This window comes from Rhizobium sp. NXC14, assembly GCF_002117485.1.
Taxonomy (GTDB): domain Bacteria; phylum Pseudomonadota; class Alphaproteobacteria; order Rhizobiales; family Rhizobiaceae; genus Rhizobium.
Map to the genome: position 1 here is coordinate 1 of NZ_CP021032.1, position 17281 is coordinate 17281.

At 63.7% G+C, this 17281-nt stretch carries 10 protein-coding genes; 2 read left to right on the forward strand and 8 right to left on the reverse strand.

All coding sequences use genetic code 11. The features are described 5' to 3' along the window. Positions 1-169: 169 nt before the first annotated feature. On the forward strand, positions 170-1303 hold the full coding sequence (locus NXC14_RS24340) for an RHE_PE00001 family protein (protein WP_085780613.1): 1134 nt from the start codon (positions 170-172) through the stop codon (positions 1301-1303). Positions 1304-1425: 122 nt separating this feature from the next. Here NXC14_RS24340 and NXC14_RS24345 read toward each other — a convergent pair whose 3' ends face one another. Genes NXC14_RS24345 through NXC14_RS24355 form a run of 3 tightly spaced genes read right to left on the reverse strand, consistent with a single transcriptional unit; the run spans position 1426 to position 3450 of the window. Beyond that, positions 1426-2136, reverse strand: a complete 711-nt coding sequence (locus NXC14_RS24345; RefSeq protein ID WP_085780614.1) for a Bax inhibitor-1/YccA family protein — start codon at positions 2134-2136, stop codon at positions 1426-1428. Between the two features lie 20 nt (positions 2137-2156). After that, positions 2157-2924 carry an anti-sigma factor gene (locus NXC14_RS24350; RefSeq protein WP_085780615.1) on the reverse strand — a complete coding sequence of 256 codons (768 nt, stop codon included), beginning with the start codon at positions 2922-2924 and terminating at the stop codon, positions 2157-2159. Beyond that, positions 2911-3450, reverse strand: a complete 540-nt coding sequence (locus tag NXC14_RS24355; RefSeq protein WP_085780616.1) for a sigma-70 family RNA polymerase sigma factor — start codon at positions 3448-3450, stop codon at positions 2911-2913. Before NXC14_RS24355 ends, NXC14_RS24350 begins: the two co-directional genes overlap by 14 nt. 156 nt (positions 3451-3606) lie before the next feature. On the opposite strand from NXC14_RS24355, the gene NXC14_RS24360 reads away from it, so the two are divergent. Further along, positions 3607-3891 (forward strand): hypothetical protein, encoded by a 285-nt coding sequence (locus NXC14_RS24360; protein WP_085780617.1) that lies wholly within the window; start codon positions 3607-3609, stop codon positions 3889-3891. Between the two features lie 24 nt (positions 3892-3915). Here the strand turns inward: NXC14_RS24360 and cueR are convergent, their stop codons facing one another. The 5 genes from cueR to NXC14_RS24385 all read right to left on the reverse strand — a co-directional run bounded on the left by cueR (position 3916) and on the right by NXC14_RS24385 (position 17217). Continuing rightward, the gene (gene cueR / locus NXC14_RS24365) at positions 3916-4305 is read right to left on the reverse strand and encodes a Cu(I)-responsive transcriptional regulator (RefSeq protein ID WP_085780618.1); all 390 of its coding nucleotides are present in this window, start codon (positions 4303-4305) and stop codon (positions 3916-3918) included. 9 nt (positions 4306-4314) lie between these two features. Beyond that, positions 4315-6840, reverse strand: a complete 2526-nt coding sequence (locus NXC14_RS24370; protein WP_085780619.1) for a heavy metal translocating P-type ATPase — start codon at positions 6838-6840, stop codon at positions 4315-4317. 157 nt (positions 6841-6997) lie between these two features. Next, positions 6998-9607, reverse strand: a complete 2610-nt coding sequence (treY, locus tag NXC14_RS24375) for a malto-oligosyltrehalose synthase (protein ID WP_085780620.1) — start codon at positions 9605-9607, stop codon at positions 6998-7000. A 60-nt stretch (positions 9608-9667) separates the two neighbouring features. After that, the gene (gene pbpC / locus NXC14_RS24380; RefSeq protein ID WP_085780621.1) at positions 9668-11749 is read right to left on the reverse strand and encodes a penicillin-binding protein 1C; all 2082 of its coding nucleotides are present in this window, start codon (positions 11747-11749) and stop codon (positions 9668-9670) included. Further along, positions 11746-17217 (reverse strand): alpha-2-macroglobulin family protein, encoded by a 5472-nt coding sequence (locus NXC14_RS24385; protein WP_085780622.1) that lies wholly within the window; start codon positions 17215-17217, stop codon positions 11746-11748. The genes pbpC and NXC14_RS24385 overlap by 4 nt, the downstream gene beginning before the upstream one ends. Positions 17218-17281 lie beyond the last annotated feature (64 nt).

The following is a 17281-nucleotide window of genomic DNA, read 5'->3' on the forward strand; positions in this document are numbered from 1 at the left end:
ACGCCCCAAAAGCTTCGCGTCAGTTGCAGAGGTTAAAGGGATTGTGGATCGGCGATCTTCTTCGCTTCCTTCCCCGCGCGCTTGTTGAAACAAACCGTTAACCATGTCATAGATGGCGGAAGGAAATGGCTATTTTGCTTCCATTTGTGAAAAACCATAAAGCTTAACAATGCGCTATGATATCGACGGTGTAATGCTTCAAACCCTGCTTCCATTGCTTGCCGCGGCGGAGGATGCGGTGGCGCGACTGGACGAGCGGGTGTTGCGTTCGTCGGTTGGTGAGGGATTTGCTGAACGCAGTCACTTTTTCGATGCCGCAGGTGCGTTATGGGTCGCCGGCGAGCTCGTTCATGTCGAGGATCTCGTTCTGCACGACGCGCATATGGATAGCCGCGCTCCTAGCCACGAGCTGACGATCGCCCATTCGGTGCTGCGGACGCGTCGGCGCATATGGACCGGCGAACCGTCCTGGGCTCTCGGCGCCTCGGGGCTGGCAACGCTGACAGCGACCACAGGGGAAGGGGAGGGCCTCACTCAGGAAGCCAAGAGCGGGGTGGCTGCGGTCGAGGCCGACGATGAGGGCGAGGATGAAGACGCGCCGCTCGCCGCCGAAATGGCCGAGATCGATGCCATTCTTGCCCGCTCGCAGAAGCTCATCGACATCCATACGGGCAAAGCGCCGCCCGGCGAGGCGGCCGCAATATCGCCGGCCAAGCGCAACGATGACCCTCTCGGCCTGCTTGGCGACGAGGAATGGGATGAGGAGCAGCGGCTTTCGGAGTGGCGGTGTGTGCTGCCCCTGGCCGACAACCTGCCGCCGGTTCTAGGCGCCGTGATCCTGTTCGAAGCCTGGGACAGGATCGAGCCGTTGCGGCGTCAGCATTGGCTCGGCGGGCTTCTGGTCGAAAGCTACCTGCGCGCCCGCGGCAAGGTCGCTTCGCATCTCTTTTCCTTTTACGGCGGGCTGAAATTGGTGCGCCACGAGCGGCGTCGGGCCCGTGACCGGGTGACGCGGCTGCAAGCCTTTCTCGAAGCGATGCAGCTGGCTGCGGCGGCCGGCCTCAAGGAAATCGACCGGTTATCGCTGGCCCGCACGCAAATGGAGCTGCGCTTTCGCGGCCGTCGCTCGAACAGCAGCCTGCCGGAGCTTGCCGATTTCATCCTGTCGCGGCCGATGGTGTCGGCAGCGATGATCGCCCGTCAGCTGCGCATCACGCCGCGCGGCGCGCTGAACCTCGTCAACGAGATCGGCATTCGTGAAATCACCGGCCGCGGCCGCTATCGCGCCTGGGGCATCATCTGAAATAAAAAACCGGCCGGGTGGACCTCCGGCCGTACCTTTGAGAGTGAGCGCCCGGTCTGCCATCCTGTCACAGATTGCAGACCGGACGCTCTTGCGCTTCCATTGCCCCCAGAAGCGCGGTCCTATTCCCGCTCGCCGGTGAAGTTGAGCAGAAGCTGGAAGATGTTGACGAAGTTCAGGTAGAGCGAGAGCGCACCGAAAACGGCAAGCTTCTGGTTCGATTCCTGATCGAAATTTTCCGAATATTGTTCCTTGATGTTCTGCGTGTCGTAGGCGGTCAGGCCGACGAAGACGACGACGCCGATCACCGAGATGGCAAACTGCAGCGCGCTCGAACCCAGGAAGATGTTGACGATGGCGGCGATGATGATGCCGAAGAGACCCATCATCAGGAACGAGCCCATCTTCGAGAGGTCACGCTTGGTGGTGTAGCCGTAAAGGCTGGTGGAGCCGAACATGGCCGCGGTGATGAAGAAGGTCTGGGCGATGCTCGTCTTGGTGAAGACCAGGAAGACGGAGGCAAGCGACAGACCCATCACGGCGCAGAAGGCCCAGAAGGTGATCTGAGCGGTGCTCGCCGACATCGTCTGGATGCGGAAGGAGAAGAAGAAGACGAAGGCGAGGGGCGCGAGCATCACCACCCACTTCAGCGGTGAGCCGAAGATCGGGACATAAAGCGCCGGCGTCGAGCCGACGATGAAGGCAACGATGCCGGTGATGACGAGGCCAAGGCCCATATAGTTGTAGACGCGCAGCATATGCTGACGCAGACCCTCGTCGAAAAGGGCCTGTGAGCCGGCGACGGCTCCATAGCGGGGATTGATCGGGTTCATGCTGATCTCCTCGGTTTGAACTAGTAGAGCGAGCGGGCGAGCCGTTCGGCCGCCTGATCGAGATTGAGGCCGCTATCGTCGGCGATCAGCGCATAGGCGACGTCGCCGATCTGCCAATAGGCGGCTTCTGCTTTTTCGAGTGCGAGATGGCTGACCGGCCGGACTTCGAAAGCTCCCGGCCGGACGGCGAAAAGCGACAGCCGTTTTCCATCGGCCACCGTGATCGCCATCTCGACGCTCGGTCCGAATTCGGACGGGAATATCTGCACGTCGGCGATCTTCCAGTCTTTCGGCAACTCAGGCATGACGATCGCGGTGGCGGCGCGGATGTCCTCGGCACTGTAGCTGGTCGGGGTCTGCGAAGGCATCGAGGCGCGAAGGGCCGCGGTCTGATAGGCGCGGACGGCATCCTCGACATAAGCAGGCGCCGGAACGGAAGCCGCCACCTCGGTCGCCGAAAAAGCGCCGAAGGAATTATGCGCCACCCAGCCGGCGGCGACCAGAATGCCGACGGCGGCGATGCGCTGCATGGAATGAAGGATACGGCCATAGGAAAGGCCGCGCTCCAGCCGGCGGGCGGCATCGCGGGTCTCAGGACGGCCGAGGGCATTTTCGCCGGCAAGCGCCAAGCGCAGCTCACCTTTCATGCTGAGATCGGCCATGACCTTGGCGGCAATCGCCGGATTCTCCGAGAGATAGGACTCGACCTGAATACGGCGCGCGACATCGAGCTCGCCATCGACATAGGCATCGAGATCGGCATCGATGATCGGATCAACTGCTTTCATTGCCGCTCCCTCCGATTAATTTGAGATGCGAAACGCGCGGCGTCTTCTCCTCGAATTCGCGCAGTTGCGCCCGGGCACGGGAGATGCGCGACATCAGGGTGCCGATCGGAATACCGAGCGCATTGGCGGCTTCCTGATAGGAAAGGTCTTCGATGGCAACGAGATGCAGCGCCTCGCGCTGTTCCTCCGGCAGGTCGAAGAAGGCGTCGCGCACCTGCTGCAGGCGCACCGCATGTTCCTGGCCGGCCGGCAGCGACTGCTCGCCTTCGACAGCCGCTTCGTCGTGGCGACGCGTCAGCGACCGGTTCCGGCGAAGACGATCGATATGGGCATTGTGCAGGATGGAAAGCAGCCAGGTGCGCAGATTGCCACCGCTTCGGAAGCTTTTTCTCTTCTCTAAGGCGCGCACCAGAGCATCATGCACCAGGTCCTCCGCCTCGTCCGAGTTGCGCACCAGGGCGCGCGCATAGCGCCGCAGCGCTGCAAGCTGTCCGATGACATCGAAGGGGCGGTCTTTGCGTTCCATGCTTGAGTATACGCAACCGCTGCGGATTTTATTCCCGGCGGCATAAAAAATGATGCGGGGAAATACCACCCGTCAGCGCAGGCTCTTAAATCGGCGATTGTTTATGACAATTACATGACAGATCATCACGCCGCTGATTTGCGGGGACGATATAGGATGAAGGAAAAGAAGCGGGTCTACGAAGCTCTCGTGGACGGCGCCATGGAAGGGCTGACGGGTGAGGCACTCTATGATTTCGTCAAGGCGCGATGCCCGAAAGCCACCAGCAAGAAGATCGTCAGAGCTTCGCTTCTCGCTCTGACCGATCCTCATCTCAAAGACCGCAATATTCTCGACGTGATTTACGCGCTTGCGATCAAGCACCGCCTCGATGAGGGCGTGTTTGACGACTGCGACGATGACGAGCCCGCCGAACCGGCGCCGTTCCAGACGGTCAGCTAGAGCCTTCCGGCTTTCCCAGGATGGTCAGCGACCCTCCGAGAGCTCTTCGAGAATCGGGCAATCCGGTCGGTCGTTGCCATGGCAGGCATGCACGAGGTGCTCGAGGGTGCGGCGAAGTTCCGTCAGCTCGCGGATCTTGCGGTCGATTTCTCCGAGTTTCGTCTCGGCAATGTCCCTGACATCGGCGCTCGCCCGGGCTTTGTCCTCATAAAGCGCCAGCAACTGCCGGCATTCCTCGACGGAAAAGCCGAGGCCGCGCGAACGCTGCAGGAAGCGCAGCTTGTGAACATCGGCCGCAGCATAGTCGCGATAGCCGTTTCCGCCCCTTTCGGGGCGGATCAGGCCAATATCCTCGTAGTAGCGGATGGTCTTCGAAGGCAGGCCGGACCGCTCAGATGCTTCGCCGATATTCATGGCCGTCTCCTATAATTTTGAAAAGCGCAGTCTCAGCGCATTAGCGATCACCGATACGGACGAGAGGCTCATCGCCGCCGCCGCGATCATCGGTGAGAGCAGCAAGCCGAAAACGGGATAGAGGATCCCGGCAGCGACCGGAACGCCGAGCGCGTTATAGCCGAAGGCGAAGCCGAGATTCTGGCGGATATTGCGCATCGTCGCCTCCGCCAGCCGCCGTGCCCTGACGATTCCATTGAGATCGCCTTTGACCAAAGTAATGCCTGCGCTTTCCATTGCAACATCGGCGCCGGTGCCCATGGCGATGCCAACATCGGCTGTCGCAAGAGCCGGGGCGTCGTTGACGCCGTCGCCTGCCATGGCGATCACCGCGCCCTTGGCGCGCAGTTCCTCGATCAGCGCTTTCTTGCCTTCCGGCAGCACGTCGGCGCGGACCTCGTCGATGCCGAGGCTTTTCGCGACCGCCCGCGCCGTGCGCTCGTTGTCGCCGGTCGCCATGATGATCTTCAGCCCGCTGTCGTGCAGCGCCTTGATGGCAGCTGATGTCGTCGGCTTGATCCGGTCGGCGACGGCGACGAGACCGGCGAGCTTGCCGTCGAGGGTCACGAACATCACCGTCTTGCCATCGCCGCGCAGGGCTTCGGTCTTCTCCGACAGCGCCGACGGATCGACGCCGAGATCGGTGAGCAGCGCCGCATTGCCGAGTGCCACCTTTGTACTGTCGGCTATGCCTTGGACCCCCTTGCCGGTCTTCGCCTCGAACCCGCTCACCTCCACGAAGGCGGCACCGCGCTCTTCGGCGCCGGCAACGATCGCCTCGGCCAGCGGATGTTCCGAGCCGCGCTCAAGGCTTGCGGCCAGCGACAGCAGCCGGTTCGCCTCGACGCCGCCTGCGGCGACGATGTCGGTGAGCACGGGCTTGCCTTCGGTCAGCGTGCCGGTCTTGTCGACAATCAGCGTGTCGACTTTGGAAAAGCGCTCCAGCGCTTCGGCGTCCTTGATCAGCACGCCTTCGCCAGCGCCGCGCCCGGTCGCGATCATGATCGACATCGGCGTCGCAAGACCGAGCGCACAGGGGCAGGCGATGATCAGAACGGCGACGGCGGCAAGCAGCGCGTTTGCCAGGCTCGGCTCCGGCCCGATCGCTGCCCAGACGACGAAGGCAAGCATGGCGACGGCGACGACGGCGGGCACGAAGTAGGCCGACACCCGGTCGACCGCGCCCTGAATCGGCGCCCGCGAACGCTGCGCCTTGGCGACCATGTCGACGATACGAGACAGCACCGTGTCTGCGCCGACTTTCTCCGCCGACATGACGAGAGAGCCGTTCTTGTTGATCGTGCCGCCGGTCAGTCCGTCGCCCGTCGTCTTCTCGACGGGCAGGGGCTCGCCCGATATCATCGATTCGTCGACCGTCGACTGGCCCTCCAGGACGGAACCGTCCACCGGTACGCGCTCGCCCGGGCGCACGCGCAGCCGGTCGCCGGTCCGGATCTCCTCTACCGGCACGTCCATCTCACTGCCGTCGGCATCAATGCGCCGCGCCGTCTTCGGCGCGAGGTCGAGCAGCGCGCGGATCGCCGAGCCGGTCCGCTCGCGTGCCTTCAATTCCAGCACCTGGCCGACGAAGACCAGGGCGACGATGACGGCGGCCGCCTCGAAATAGACAGGCACGGTGGCGCCATGGCCGCGAAAGCTCATCGGGAAAATTCCGGGCTCAAGTGTGGCGATGACACTGTAGACATAGGCGGTGCCGACGCCGAGGCCGATCAGCGTCCACATGTTCGGGCTGCGATTGACGAGAGAGGCCCATGCGCGGCGGAAAAAGGGCAGGGCGGCCCACAGCACGACCGGCGTTGCGAGGGCTAGCTCGATATAGGTTGCCCGTAGTTCGCCGATCGCTTCGCGAAGCGGCAGGCCGAGCATCGGCCCCATGCCGAGGGCCAGCAGCGGCAGGGCAAGGCCGGCGCTGACCCAAAGCCGCCTGATGAAGTCGATAAGCTCCGGATTCGGTCCTTCATCGGCCGGAGGAATGCCCATCGGCTCCAGCGCCATGCCGCATTTCGGGCAATCGCCGGGCCGGTCGCTGACGACTTCCGGATGCATCGGGCAGGTATAGAGCGTACCCTTCGGCGCCGGCTTTGCCGCCGGACGGGCGCCGTCGCGATAGGCCGACGGACCGGCCTCGAATTTGGTTTGGCAAGCGGCCGAGCAGAAGTAGAATTTCTCGCCCTCGAATTTGACGAAGTATTTTGCCGTCGAACGATCAACGGTCATGCCGCAGACGGGATCCTTCGCCGTCAGATAATCCTGCGGCTGAGCCGCAAACTTCGTCCGGCAACTCTCGGAGCAGAAATGATAGACACGACCCATGTGGTCGAACGAGGGTTTGCCGGCTTGCGGATCGACCGTCATGCCGCAGACGGGATCGCGGATGACCACTTCGGTCGCCTTCTCCTGATGATCATGGCCGCAATGGCAGTGACCGTCGCCGTGGCTGTGGTGATGGTGGTCGTGTTCGTGCTTGGTATCCATGACTATCTCCTATGCCCGAAGGGCACTTGGAGAGGCTTATCCACCTTCCAGCAACTGGAAGGTCAAGCACCAAATTTAACGATGTCGATTTATCGAAAACTGCCGCTTCGCGTGTCGCTGTGGTGGCATGCCCGATTTCTCAGGTCCCGCCCGTTCCTCAAATCGGGCTGATCAGACCGAGCGGCTGGCTCCCGAGCAGTGCGGCCACCGAAATGCTGCCTCCCGGCTCGATCGTTTTTCCGGTCACGAGATCCGCCTTCAACCCATGAAGAGGGGAGGGGACCGCGATCGCCGTATCTTCCCAGAACTCCGGGCCGGCAAAAAGCGCGCCGGGATCGAGCCAGCCGAACATCAGCCGCGGGGCGACGGTGATCGCGAATTCGCTGTTGTGCACGCGGGCAAAGGCCAGCACGTGATCACGGCGGCTGCCGGTCGTCTTCAACGGCAGATAGTCACCCCGGGCAAAGAGAACCGGGTGCCGCTGGCGCAGCTGCAGGCCGATTGCGATGATGCGCTGCTTCAAGGCCGCCGCCTGAAGCTTGGCGATCGGTCCGGCTTCATCAAGCCAGGCGGCCAGCTGTGCATGATCGACCGGCCGGCGATTATCAGGATCGACAAGACTGAAATCGAAGCCTTCCGCGCCTTGGTAAATGTCGGGAATTCCCGGCGCGGTCAGCTTGAGCAGCGTCTGCGAAAGGCTGTTCACGTACCCCGCCGCAATGAAGGGCTGCAGCACTCTTTCGAAATCTTCCAGAAAGGCGTCATTGTCCGGCGACACCAGCGCCGCCGCATAGTCTGTGATCGCCTCCTCGTAAGCGTCATCCTGTTCGGTCCAGTCGCTTCGCAATTTCGCCTCGCGCACCGCCTTGACCGCGTAGTCGGTGAAGCGCGCGCGAAGGTCTTCCCTTTGTGCTCTGTCGAATTCCTCCGGCCAGACGCCGGCGAACGCCTGATACAGCATCCATTCGGTGTTCGTCTCCGGCGCTGCACCATCCGGCAGATGCTTCAGCCACGGCCGGTTCATGTCGCGCCACCGCCCTACCGCCTGAGCAAAAACATCCGCACCCTCGCTCAAGACATAGAGCCGCGCGCGTGCATCCTCGCCGCGTTTGGTGTCGTGAGTGGAGCTTGCCGAAAGCCCGTGCGGCTGCAGCCGCGCCCGCTCGGCCATGCGACGATGGAATCCTTCCGGCCCCTCGGGTGCCTTTCCGGGTTCGCCGCCGACCTCGTTTGCGGCAAGCAGCCTGTTATAGCGGTAGAACAGCGTATCCTCTGTCGCCTTCGCCATGACAGGCCCGCTCAGCTGCTGGAAGCGGATCCGGAATTCGTGGGCTGCGTCACCGTCAATCTTGCCTTCGAGAAGCTTCAGCACGTGATCGAGCGCGCGCCGGTCGTCGAGACGCGGCATGACCTGCGATGCGGTCGCGGCAAGGACGGCCGAATCCTGCCAGCTCAGCGGACCGCCGTCGCCATAGGTGCGGTAGACGGGGAATGCGATCAGCAGCTCGCGCACGGCGGTGGCGATTTCTTCCCGGTTTATCTCGGGAAAGATCCCCGCTGCCATCGCGACCAGCCGGCCGGTCTCGCCGGCAAAATTGCGCTCGACCATCTGTCGTTTGGCTAGCCGCCGGCCCTCCTCGAGATCGCCCGCCTCGCCGGCGAGGCCGCGATAGGCACCGTCCAGTATCCGCAGGCCGTCGGCGTCGATGTAGAGCTCGCCGAGGGCGGCGATGAATTCATATCCGGTGGTGCCGGCAACCGGCCAGCTTTCCGGCAGGACCTCGCCCGCGCCGACGATCTTTTCGACGACGATGTAGGTGTCGGCCCCGACAGCTGCCCTCAGCCTGTCGAGATAGGCCTTGGGTTCGGCAAGCCCGTCAACATGGTCGATGCGCAGGCCCTGCACCTTGCCATGGCGCACGAGTTCGAGCACCAGCCGATGCATGTCCTCGAATACCTGGGGATCCTCGACGCGGGTCCCGACCAGTCCAGTCACCTCGAAGAAGCGACGGTAACTCAGATGCCGCGCCGCTTCCTTCCAATGCATCAGCCGCCAATGCTGCTCGTCGTGCAGGCTTCTCACGAAATCGCGATCGGACGAGACATCCTCGAGTTTCTCCCGAAGGACTGCCTGATCGCCGCCCTCGAAGAGGATGTCGCGCAATGCGCGGTCGAAGTCCTCGCCTGACGTCACGGCCGCGGCCTCGGCCATTCGGGTTGCGACCGGATCATCGAGCCGATTTGCGATCGCGCCGTAGCTGCCGGGTTTGACCGGCAATAGCGTCTGAAAATATGCCAAGGCGAAGTTGCCGTGCATCTCGTCGCGCACGAGGCGCAGTTCGCCTGAAGCCAGCGCCTCTTCGAAATCCTGGCCGAGTTGCGGCAGGGTCAGCGGCTCGCCCCAGTCGATGTCGAAATGGCTGGCATAGGCGCTCTGCGGGCCGAAGGTCAGCACGTCCCGCCACCAGGCGTTGTCAGGCGAAGCGGCCATATGGTTCGGAACGATGTCGAGAACCAATCCCATGCCCGCCGAGGCGAGGCGCTCCGTCAGCCGGTCGAACCCCGCGCGGCCGCCAAGCGCCGGATCGATCTCATTGGCGTCGATGACGTCATAGCCGTGAGTCGAGCCGCTGACGGCGGTGAAGATCGGTGAGGCATAGAGATGGCTGATGCCGAGCGTCTTGAGATAGGGAACGAGGTCGCAGGCACGATCAAAAGTCATGCCGTTGCGGAACTGTATCCGGTAGGTCGCTGTCGGAAGAGTCATGAGGCCGTCTGACGTTGGAGGGAGACCTTTTCCAACGGTTGTCGGACTAATTTGGTTCCTTCAGTCGATGAAAACGCCGACACTTGCGGCGCGTCCGACTGAATCGATGACGGTCAGTTTCGAATAGCCGCCGCCGTCGGGCAGCCATTGCTGGGTGCGACGGCGCGAGAGATCGGGTAAGGGCTTGCCGTTGGCAAGCCAGCGGAAGGGCGCACGGCCGCCCTGCAGCTTCAACAGCAGCGGCGACAGATCGCCCCCCTTCGCGCCGAGATCGACATGGGCGCCCTCGGGCGGATAGACGATCTGCGGCGCGGGCTCGCGGCTGGAAGCGACGAGCAGGCCGCTGGCATTCAGCGCAAAACGCCGCTGGCTAATCGGCAGCTCGGCCTGGGCGATGCGCACGGCGCCTGCCGGCGGGCGGGGCAGGGGCGTGGTGGCGATGCCGGATCTGGCGAAAGCCTCGAACAGGATCGGCGCGGCGGTGCCATAGCCGGTCAGACCGGGCACCGCGCTGTTATCGGGCCGTCCGACCCAGACGCCGAGCACATACCGGCCGTCATAGCCGACCGACCAGGCGTCGCGATAGCCGTAGCTCGTCCCGGTTTTATAGGCGATGCCGCGCTGCGGCGCGCCGGCGGGGGGAATGACGCCGGAGAGGATATCGGCGACGTTCCAGACCGCGGCCGGTTCCAGCAGCGGTTCGCCGTCGAGCTTGCCCGGTGTGCCGGTGACACCGTCGCCAAGCCGTGCCGGCTGGCCGCGGTTGGCGAGCGCCGTGTAAAGCTGCACCAGATCCTTCAGCGTGATGCCGACGCCGCCAAGACCGATCGCCAGTCCGGGCGTCTCGTTCGGCGGCAGGACCGGGCGAACCTCGGCGCGACGGAAGCGCACCAGCAGCCGCGACGGCCCGACGGCGTCGAGCAGCTTGACGGCCGGCACGTTCAAGGAGAGCTGCAAGGCCTCGCGCACGGTGACATCGCCTTGGTAGCTCATGTCGAAATTGCGCGGCCGGTAGCCGAAGAAGTCGGCGGGCCGGTCCTCGATGATCGTCTCCTGGGAAACGAGGCCCTGCTCGAAGGCGAGCCCGTAGATGAAGGGCTTCAGCGTCGAGCCCGGCGAGCGGTTGACGCGGGTCATGTCGATCCAGCCGGAGCGGCTGGCATCGAAATAATCGGCCGAGCCGACCTCGCCGACGATCGCACCGGTCTGCGCATCCGCCATTACCATGGCGAGCGAAAGCTTCGGGCCGAGTTTCGTCGTCGCGGCGCGCGCGACGGATTCCAGCCCCTGCTGCACCTGCTTCTTCAGCGTCGTCCGATGCTTGAGGACCAGAGGCTCCTTGCGCAATGCGGCTTCGCCGACATGGGCGGCAAGGGCAGGCAGTTGCAGGCGCCGCGGCGGAATGGCGACAGCTTCGGCCCGTTCCGCCTCGCCATCGCCGACGGCTTCGGCCACTGCGACGCGGTCGAGCACGCGCTTGCGTGCCTCCTGCGCGGCATTGAGATTGCGGTCCGGCCGACGCCGTTCCGGCAATTGCGGCAGGGCGACGAGCAGCGCCGCCTCGGCCACTGTCAGGCGGCGCGGCTCCTTGCCGAAATAGGCAAGGCTTGCGGCGCGCACGCCCTCGAGGTTGCCGCCATAGGGCGCATGCGTCAGATAGAGGTCGAGGATCTCTTCCTTCGACAGCCGCCGTTCGATCTGCACGGCGCGTGCGAGCTGCAGAAGCTTTGCTGAAAACGAGCGTTCGGCGCGCGGCTCGATCAGCCGGGCCACCTGCATCGAAAGCGTCGAGGCGCCGGAGACGATGTGGCCGTTGCGGACGAACTGCAGGCTGGCGCGCCCGAGCGCCCAGATATCGATGCCGCGGTGATCGTAGAAACGCTGATCCTCATAGGCAACAAGCATGCGCAGAAATTGCGGATCGACGTCGGCGACCACAGTCTTCAGCCGCCAACGGCCCTCCGGCGTCGCGAAAGCGCGCAACAGCTGCCCATCGGCATCCAGCACCTCGGGTGAAACCACAGCCGCCTTGTCGAGCGGCGGCGGAAAGGCGCGGTCGGCGGCGTCGAGCACGAGGAGAGCCCCGCCGGCAAGAAGGATGCCGGCGGCGGAGCCGATCGCGAGCTTGTGCCACAGCCTCATTTTTGCGCTGCTACGACCTCCATCTTGCCGGTCGCCGTGCGGGCCGAAAGCTCCGGCCGGTACATGTCCTCGACGCTTGCCGCCGGATGGTCGTAGGTGCCGGGGGTGACGGCGCGCACGACATAGGCGACGTTGAATTCACGCTCGTCGCCCGGCGCGCGGTTGAAGGCGGCGACAAAGCGGTCATAACGGAACTCGGTATGGGCGGCTGATATTTCGCCGATCCAGTCGAAATTCGTCATCTGGGCGCTGTCGACGAGATTCGGATTGTCGATCTCGAAGCCGGCCGGCAGAAGGTCGGTGATGACGATGCGCGATTGCCAGTCATTGGTCTCGCGCACGTGGATTACGACCACGTAGCGCTCGTTCTGCTTCGCCTCGCTGATATTGGCCCCCTCGCCGTCGAGCGTGTAATAGCTGCGCTCGATGAGGAAGCCGTCGCCGCCGGCCGGCAGCGGCACGGTGGGGGCGGCGACGGTGGTGACGACAGCGGAGACGGAGTCGTTCGTCTGGTTGGTCAGCGTCAGCGGATGATCGGCGAGCGCATCGCCGGTCATGCGTGCCATATAGGCGCCGCTGTGGGCGGCGCCATTGACATCGATCTTCAGACCGTCATCACCGCCCTGGAGGGCGCGCGCGGCAAGCAGCATCCAGGCCTCTTCCTGGGTGCTCTTATATTTGCTGCGGCCCCATTCCTTGGCAACGGCCTTGGCGAGATCCGGGATGACAGGCGGTACCGGCCGGCTTTCGGCGGCGAGCGCCAGGATCGCCGCACCGTCGCGCAGGATCGTTCCGTAATCGGTGCGCGTCAGGTTGACGCGCGACACCATCGATTGCTGCGACATCTGCAGCGCGTCGATGAAAATATTCTTCGAACGCTGGGCGTCGCCATAAAGCGCCAGTGCGGCGGCGATATGCGCCTTGGCAAGCGGCGTCGGGAAGTCGTTGATCATCGTGTCGGCATAATAACGCAGATCGCTGATCGCGGCCTTCTTGTTGCGGGCGAGAACATAGATGGCATAGGCGATCTGGTCGCCCTGGCCCTTGATGTCGGTGGTGTAGGAGAGCGCGTTCTGCAGGTTTTCGAGCGCCTGCACGAAGGCCTTTTCCGGCACGTCATATTTCATTTCGCGGGCCCGCGTCAGGAAATCGGTGACGTAGGAATCGAGCCAGACGTCGCCGGAATCCGGACCCCAGAGGCCGAAGCTGCCGGCCGAGGCCTGGTAGGAGAGCACCCGATAGATCGCGTCCTGCACTCTGCTGTGAACGTCGTCATCATTTTCGATGCCGGCCTGCTTCGCCACTTCGGCGAAATAGAGCAGCGGCAGCGCCCGGCTGGTGGTCTGCTCGGCGCAGCCGAAGGGGTAGCGGTCAAGCGTCATCAGCAGCGCCGGAATGTCGAAGGCCGCCGAGCGGGTGACGTTGACGCTGATCGAGGCGCCGGGCAGGACACTGTCGGCCAAGAGGTTCTTGTCCACCGTCAGCTTGGCCCCCGGCTTCAGCGCCAGCACCCGGCGCTGGGTGATCGGCAGGGAGGAGGGACGCACCGGCACGTCGACGGCCTGGTCGAGCGAGAGGCCGGAGGCGTCGGACAGGTTGATCGAGACGCTGCCGGCGCCCGGCTGTTTGCCGATCAGCGAAAGCGTCAGTTCGGATTTCGCGCCAGCCTCGAGGCGGATCGTCTGCGAGGCTGAAGCCTGCTCGATGCCGACCGCATCATTGCCGGTCAGCTGCAGCTTGTAGTCGCCGGCCGGCGCATCGGTATTGGCGATGTCGAGGCGCAGATTGGCCTTGTCGCCGGGAGCGAGGAATTTCGGCAGGCTCGCCGTCACCACCACGGGATCGCGGATGATGACGTCCTTGACGCCGTGGCCGACGCCCGTCTTCGACCAGGCGACCGCCATGACCCGCGCCGTGCCGTTGAACTGCGGAATGTCGAAGGAGACCTTCGCCTTGCCCTCGGAGTCGAGCTTGACCGGACCGGAGAAGAAGGCGACGAGCTTCTGCGTCGGCGGGCTTGCCTGCAGCGCAATGGCGCCGCCGTCGCCGCCGGTCCTGAGCTTGCCGGTCGCGCCCAGAGAGCCGTCGATCAGCCGGCCATAAAGGTCGCGGATCTCGAGACCGAGCTGGCGCTGGCCGAAATACCAGTCTTCTGGGTTCGGCGGTTCATAACGCGTCAGATTGAGAATGCCGACATCGACGGCGGCAACCGTCACGTAGGCATCCTCGTTGGCGCCGGCGCCGGTTACCTGCAGGCCGATATCAAGCGGCCCGCGCGGCAGCATCTTTTCCGGCGTATCGATCTTTACCGCAAGTGCACGCTGTTCGGGATCGACCTTCAGCCATTTTATGCCGATCGAGCGCATCGGCATGTGGCTGTCCTGCGCGTCGCCTGGGCGGAAGAGCGTCGCCGTGACATAGGCGCCGGCGCCCCAGTCTGCCGTGACCGGGATGTCGATCTCGCCGCCGGTCTCGCCGATCGTGGCGTTCTCTACGGCCACGAGCTTTTCGGTTCCGGCCGTCACCATCAGTTCGCCGCCATAGCGCGACGTGATTTTCAGCTTGGCTGTTTCGCCGATCTTGTAGCTGTCCTTGTCGAGGGCGATTTCCAGGCCGTCCGGCGTTTCGGTCGACGTCGAGGCAACGAACCAGCCGGCGTCGAATTCCACGCTGGAGGTGGGGCCATCGGCGTCAGGGCTTTCCACTTCGAGGCGGTAGCGACCCCAGGTGACCGGCACGGAAATCTTGCCGCCATCCATCGTCGCGTCGACGCTGCCGTTGGAAATCTGCTCGGCGGTATAGACCGGCTCGTATTTCCAGGCCGTCCCCTCGCGATACCATTGGTATTCCCGGTTGAGGCTGTAGAATTGCCAGCGCAGACCCTTGGTCTCCTGCTTCTGTCCGTCGGCATTGACGCCAATCACCGTGAAGTTGGCGATGGAATTCTCGGGCAGCTCGTCGGAGAATTCCGGCTTGATACCGATCGAAGCGCGCTCGTTCTTCACCGGAAGGACAAGCGAGCGCTCGATGGCGCGCCCGCCCGCTTCCTGCATGCGCATATAGACGGTGGCGTTGAGCAACTGCGTCGTTGCCGGCAGGTCGCCGACGGTGAGGTCGGTCGAAGCTTCGCCGTTTTCGTCGAGTTCGGGCAGACCCTCGATTGGCAGACGCGAATCCTCGTTGGCGTCCTCGTCGGCAAGCCCGAAGAAGAAACCTTTATAGGCGGCGCTCTCACGCGTCGGCTTGACGACGACGTCGCCCTCGAGCGTCAGGCCAACGGCCGGCGCGCCATAGAGATATTTGCCTGAGATGGTGATGTTCGCCGGCGTATCCGGGCCGATCTCCTTGGCCTCGGTCTTGATCTCCATGTCGGTGCGATCGGGCACGAAATCGTCGACGAGGAAACTCTTGCTGGCGATCGCGCTGCCCTTCGGATCGGTGTAGATGTTCATCGTCCAAGTGCCGCGCATGGCGTTTGCCTGGGTGGTGAAATCGACGGAATAACCGCCGAGATTGCTGGTCTGGCTGACGATCCGGCGGTCTTCGACGCCATCAGGGCGGCTGAAGATGAAGGTCAGCGGCAGGTTCTCGATGGCGTTGCCGTCGGTGTCGCGGGCAAGCGCCTGAGCGTGGACCGTTTCGCCGGCGCGATAGATGCCGCGTTCGGTAAAGGTCAAGACGTCGATCGCGCCCGGTGAGGCGCGGCCGGTGACGCCGCGGTCGGAGAGATCGAAGCCGGCGCGCGTCATGTCGAGGAAGACGTAGTCCGAGGCGCCGTTTTTCGCGGTGATGACGGCGGGTGTCAGGGCCGCCGTGCCGCGGATGAGGCCGGCAGTGAAGGTGGCGCGGCCGTTTTCGTCGGTGGTGGCGGTGCCGAGCACTTCATTGTTCTTGGCAAGCAGCTGCAATTCGACGCCCGATATCGGCTTGGCCGAGGCGAGCGAACGGGTAAAGACATTGAGCCCGTCGGTGCCGGCATAGGTGGTGACGCCGATGTCGGAGACGAGGAACCATTGCGTCGCCTGCGAATCCCACTCCTGCGTCGGTCCATTCGGCGCCGTCGCCGTCATCACGTAGATGCCGGGCTTGCGCTCGGGCAGCGCCTCGTCAACGGGGAAGCTGGTGATGATGTCCTTGTTGAGCTCGTTGGCGATGTCGATCGAACCCTGCCAGACGAGTTCGCCGCTTTGATCCTCGATATTCTGGGCGCTGTAGCCGTCGAGCTGGCTCAGGAACTGCGAGTTGGTCAAGAGCGGCGCGATGGCGCGATCGCCGATACGGTAGAGCTTGAGATTGGCGGAAGTCAGGTTGACCGAAACGATCGGGATGCCGCGGCGCGCCGTCGAGGGCAGCACGAAGCTGTCGCCGGTGAAGCGCACCATCTGGCTGCGGTCCTTGATATAGACGTCGATGGTAACAGGTGCATCGAGCGTCTCGTCGACCGACGACGGCAGGCCGTTGCGGAAGGCGATCTTGTAGGTCTGGCCGTGCGTCAGGCCCTCGACGCAGATCTGCTTATCCTTGGTTTCGACCGCCTTTGGCGCCTCGCCGTTCAGCGTCACGAAGGGCGTGTAGTCGGTGGTCTTGATCAGCGCCTCCGAGAAGGTGACGCAGGCCCGCGGCGTGGCGCTGTCGGCGTCGACCGTGTGTTCGGTGATGCGGAAGCCCTGCGTCGATTTCAACTGCAGGTAAGCCGCCTGCACATCCTCGGAGGCAACCAGCGCCAGACTCGCCTTGTAGGCGTTGAGCGCCGCGCGGTAATTTGCGTTTCGATCCAGGGCGTCGGCGAGGACGGCGAGCGCCTCCGCGCGCTTGGGCTTGGTGCGCGTCAGCTCGTAGCCGTTCAGCGCGTCGAGCACGGCCTGGCCTGATGTGTTGGTCTCGGCGCTACCGAGCGAAGCGGCGGCGCGGGCGGTTTCCAGCCAGAGATCGGCGTCGTCAGGGGTGATCGACAGCGCGCCATGGAAGGACTTCAGCGCGTCGGCCAGATTGTTGCCGGTGAGATCGATGCGGGCATTGGCCGTCAGGCTGTCGACGCCCTGGCCCTGCTGGTCGTCAGCAAGCGCGAGATTGTCCTTGAAGTCGTGAGCCTGCTGAATGAGGTCGTTGCTCAGGAAGGTCAGACGCGGCGCGGCGCCGAGATCCGGCTCCTGCTTGGCTGATGTCTCGACGATCTTGCCGGCGACGGCGCCGGGGAAGGCGTTCATCGTCTTGAAATCGGACTTCAGGAAGCACCATTTCACCTTGGGATTGTAGGTGAAGGCCTTGCAGCTCTTGTCGCCGATGCAGGAGGTCTTGCATTGATCGAGCGAGACGTTCTGTTCGGTGCGAAGATCGAAGCCGAAGAAATCGGCATCCTTGATCGTCTGGATGTCACGCTTGGTCTCCGCAGCGGCGGCTGGAAGACCGACGGCGATCGCGGAAAAAAATGCGATGGTGGCGAAAGCAAAGAACGAGCGCACGGACATAGGTTCCCCCCGGAATGCTGGCTCAGATCGGCGGCACTCTCCTCACTCCTCACGAGATTGTCAA

Coding starts and splice junctions, on each gene's coding strand:
- cueR (WP_085780618.1), bottom strand. CDS start 4,305: ATGAATATCGGCGAAGCATCTGAGCGGTCCGGCCTGCCTTCGAAGACC.
- NXC14_RS24370 (WP_085780619.1), bottom strand. CDS start 6,840: ATGGATACCAAGCACGAACACGACCACCATCACCACAGCCACGGCGAC.
- NXC14_RS24355 (WP_085780616.1), bottom strand. CDS start 3,450: ATGGAACGCAAAGACCGCCCCTTCGATGTCATCGGACAGCTTGCAGCG.
- treY (WP_085780620.1), bottom strand. CDS start 9,607: ATGACTCTTCCGACAGCGACCTACCGGATACAGTTCCGCAACGGCATG.
- NXC14_RS24340 (WP_085780613.1), top strand. CDS start 170: ATGCGCTATGATATCGACGGTGTAATGCTTCAAACCCTGCTTCCATTG.
- NXC14_RS24385 (WP_085780622.1), bottom strand. CDS start 17,217: ATGTCCGTGCGCTCGTTCTTTGCTTTCGCCACCATCGCATTTTTTTCC.
- NXC14_RS24360 (WP_085780617.1), top strand. CDS start 3,607: ATGAAGGAAAAGAAGCGGGTCTACGAAGCTCTCGTGGACGGCGCCATG.
- pbpC (WP_085780621.1), bottom strand. CDS start 11,749: ATGAGGCTGTGGCACAAGCTCGCGATCGGCTCCGCCGCCGGCATCCTT.
- NXC14_RS24345 (WP_085780614.1), bottom strand. CDS start 2,136: ATGAACCCGATCAATCCCCGCTATGGAGCCGTCGCCGGCTCACAGGCC.
- NXC14_RS24350 (WP_085780615.1), bottom strand. CDS start 2,924: ATGAAAGCAGTTGATCCGATCATCGATGCCGATCTCGATGCCTATGTC.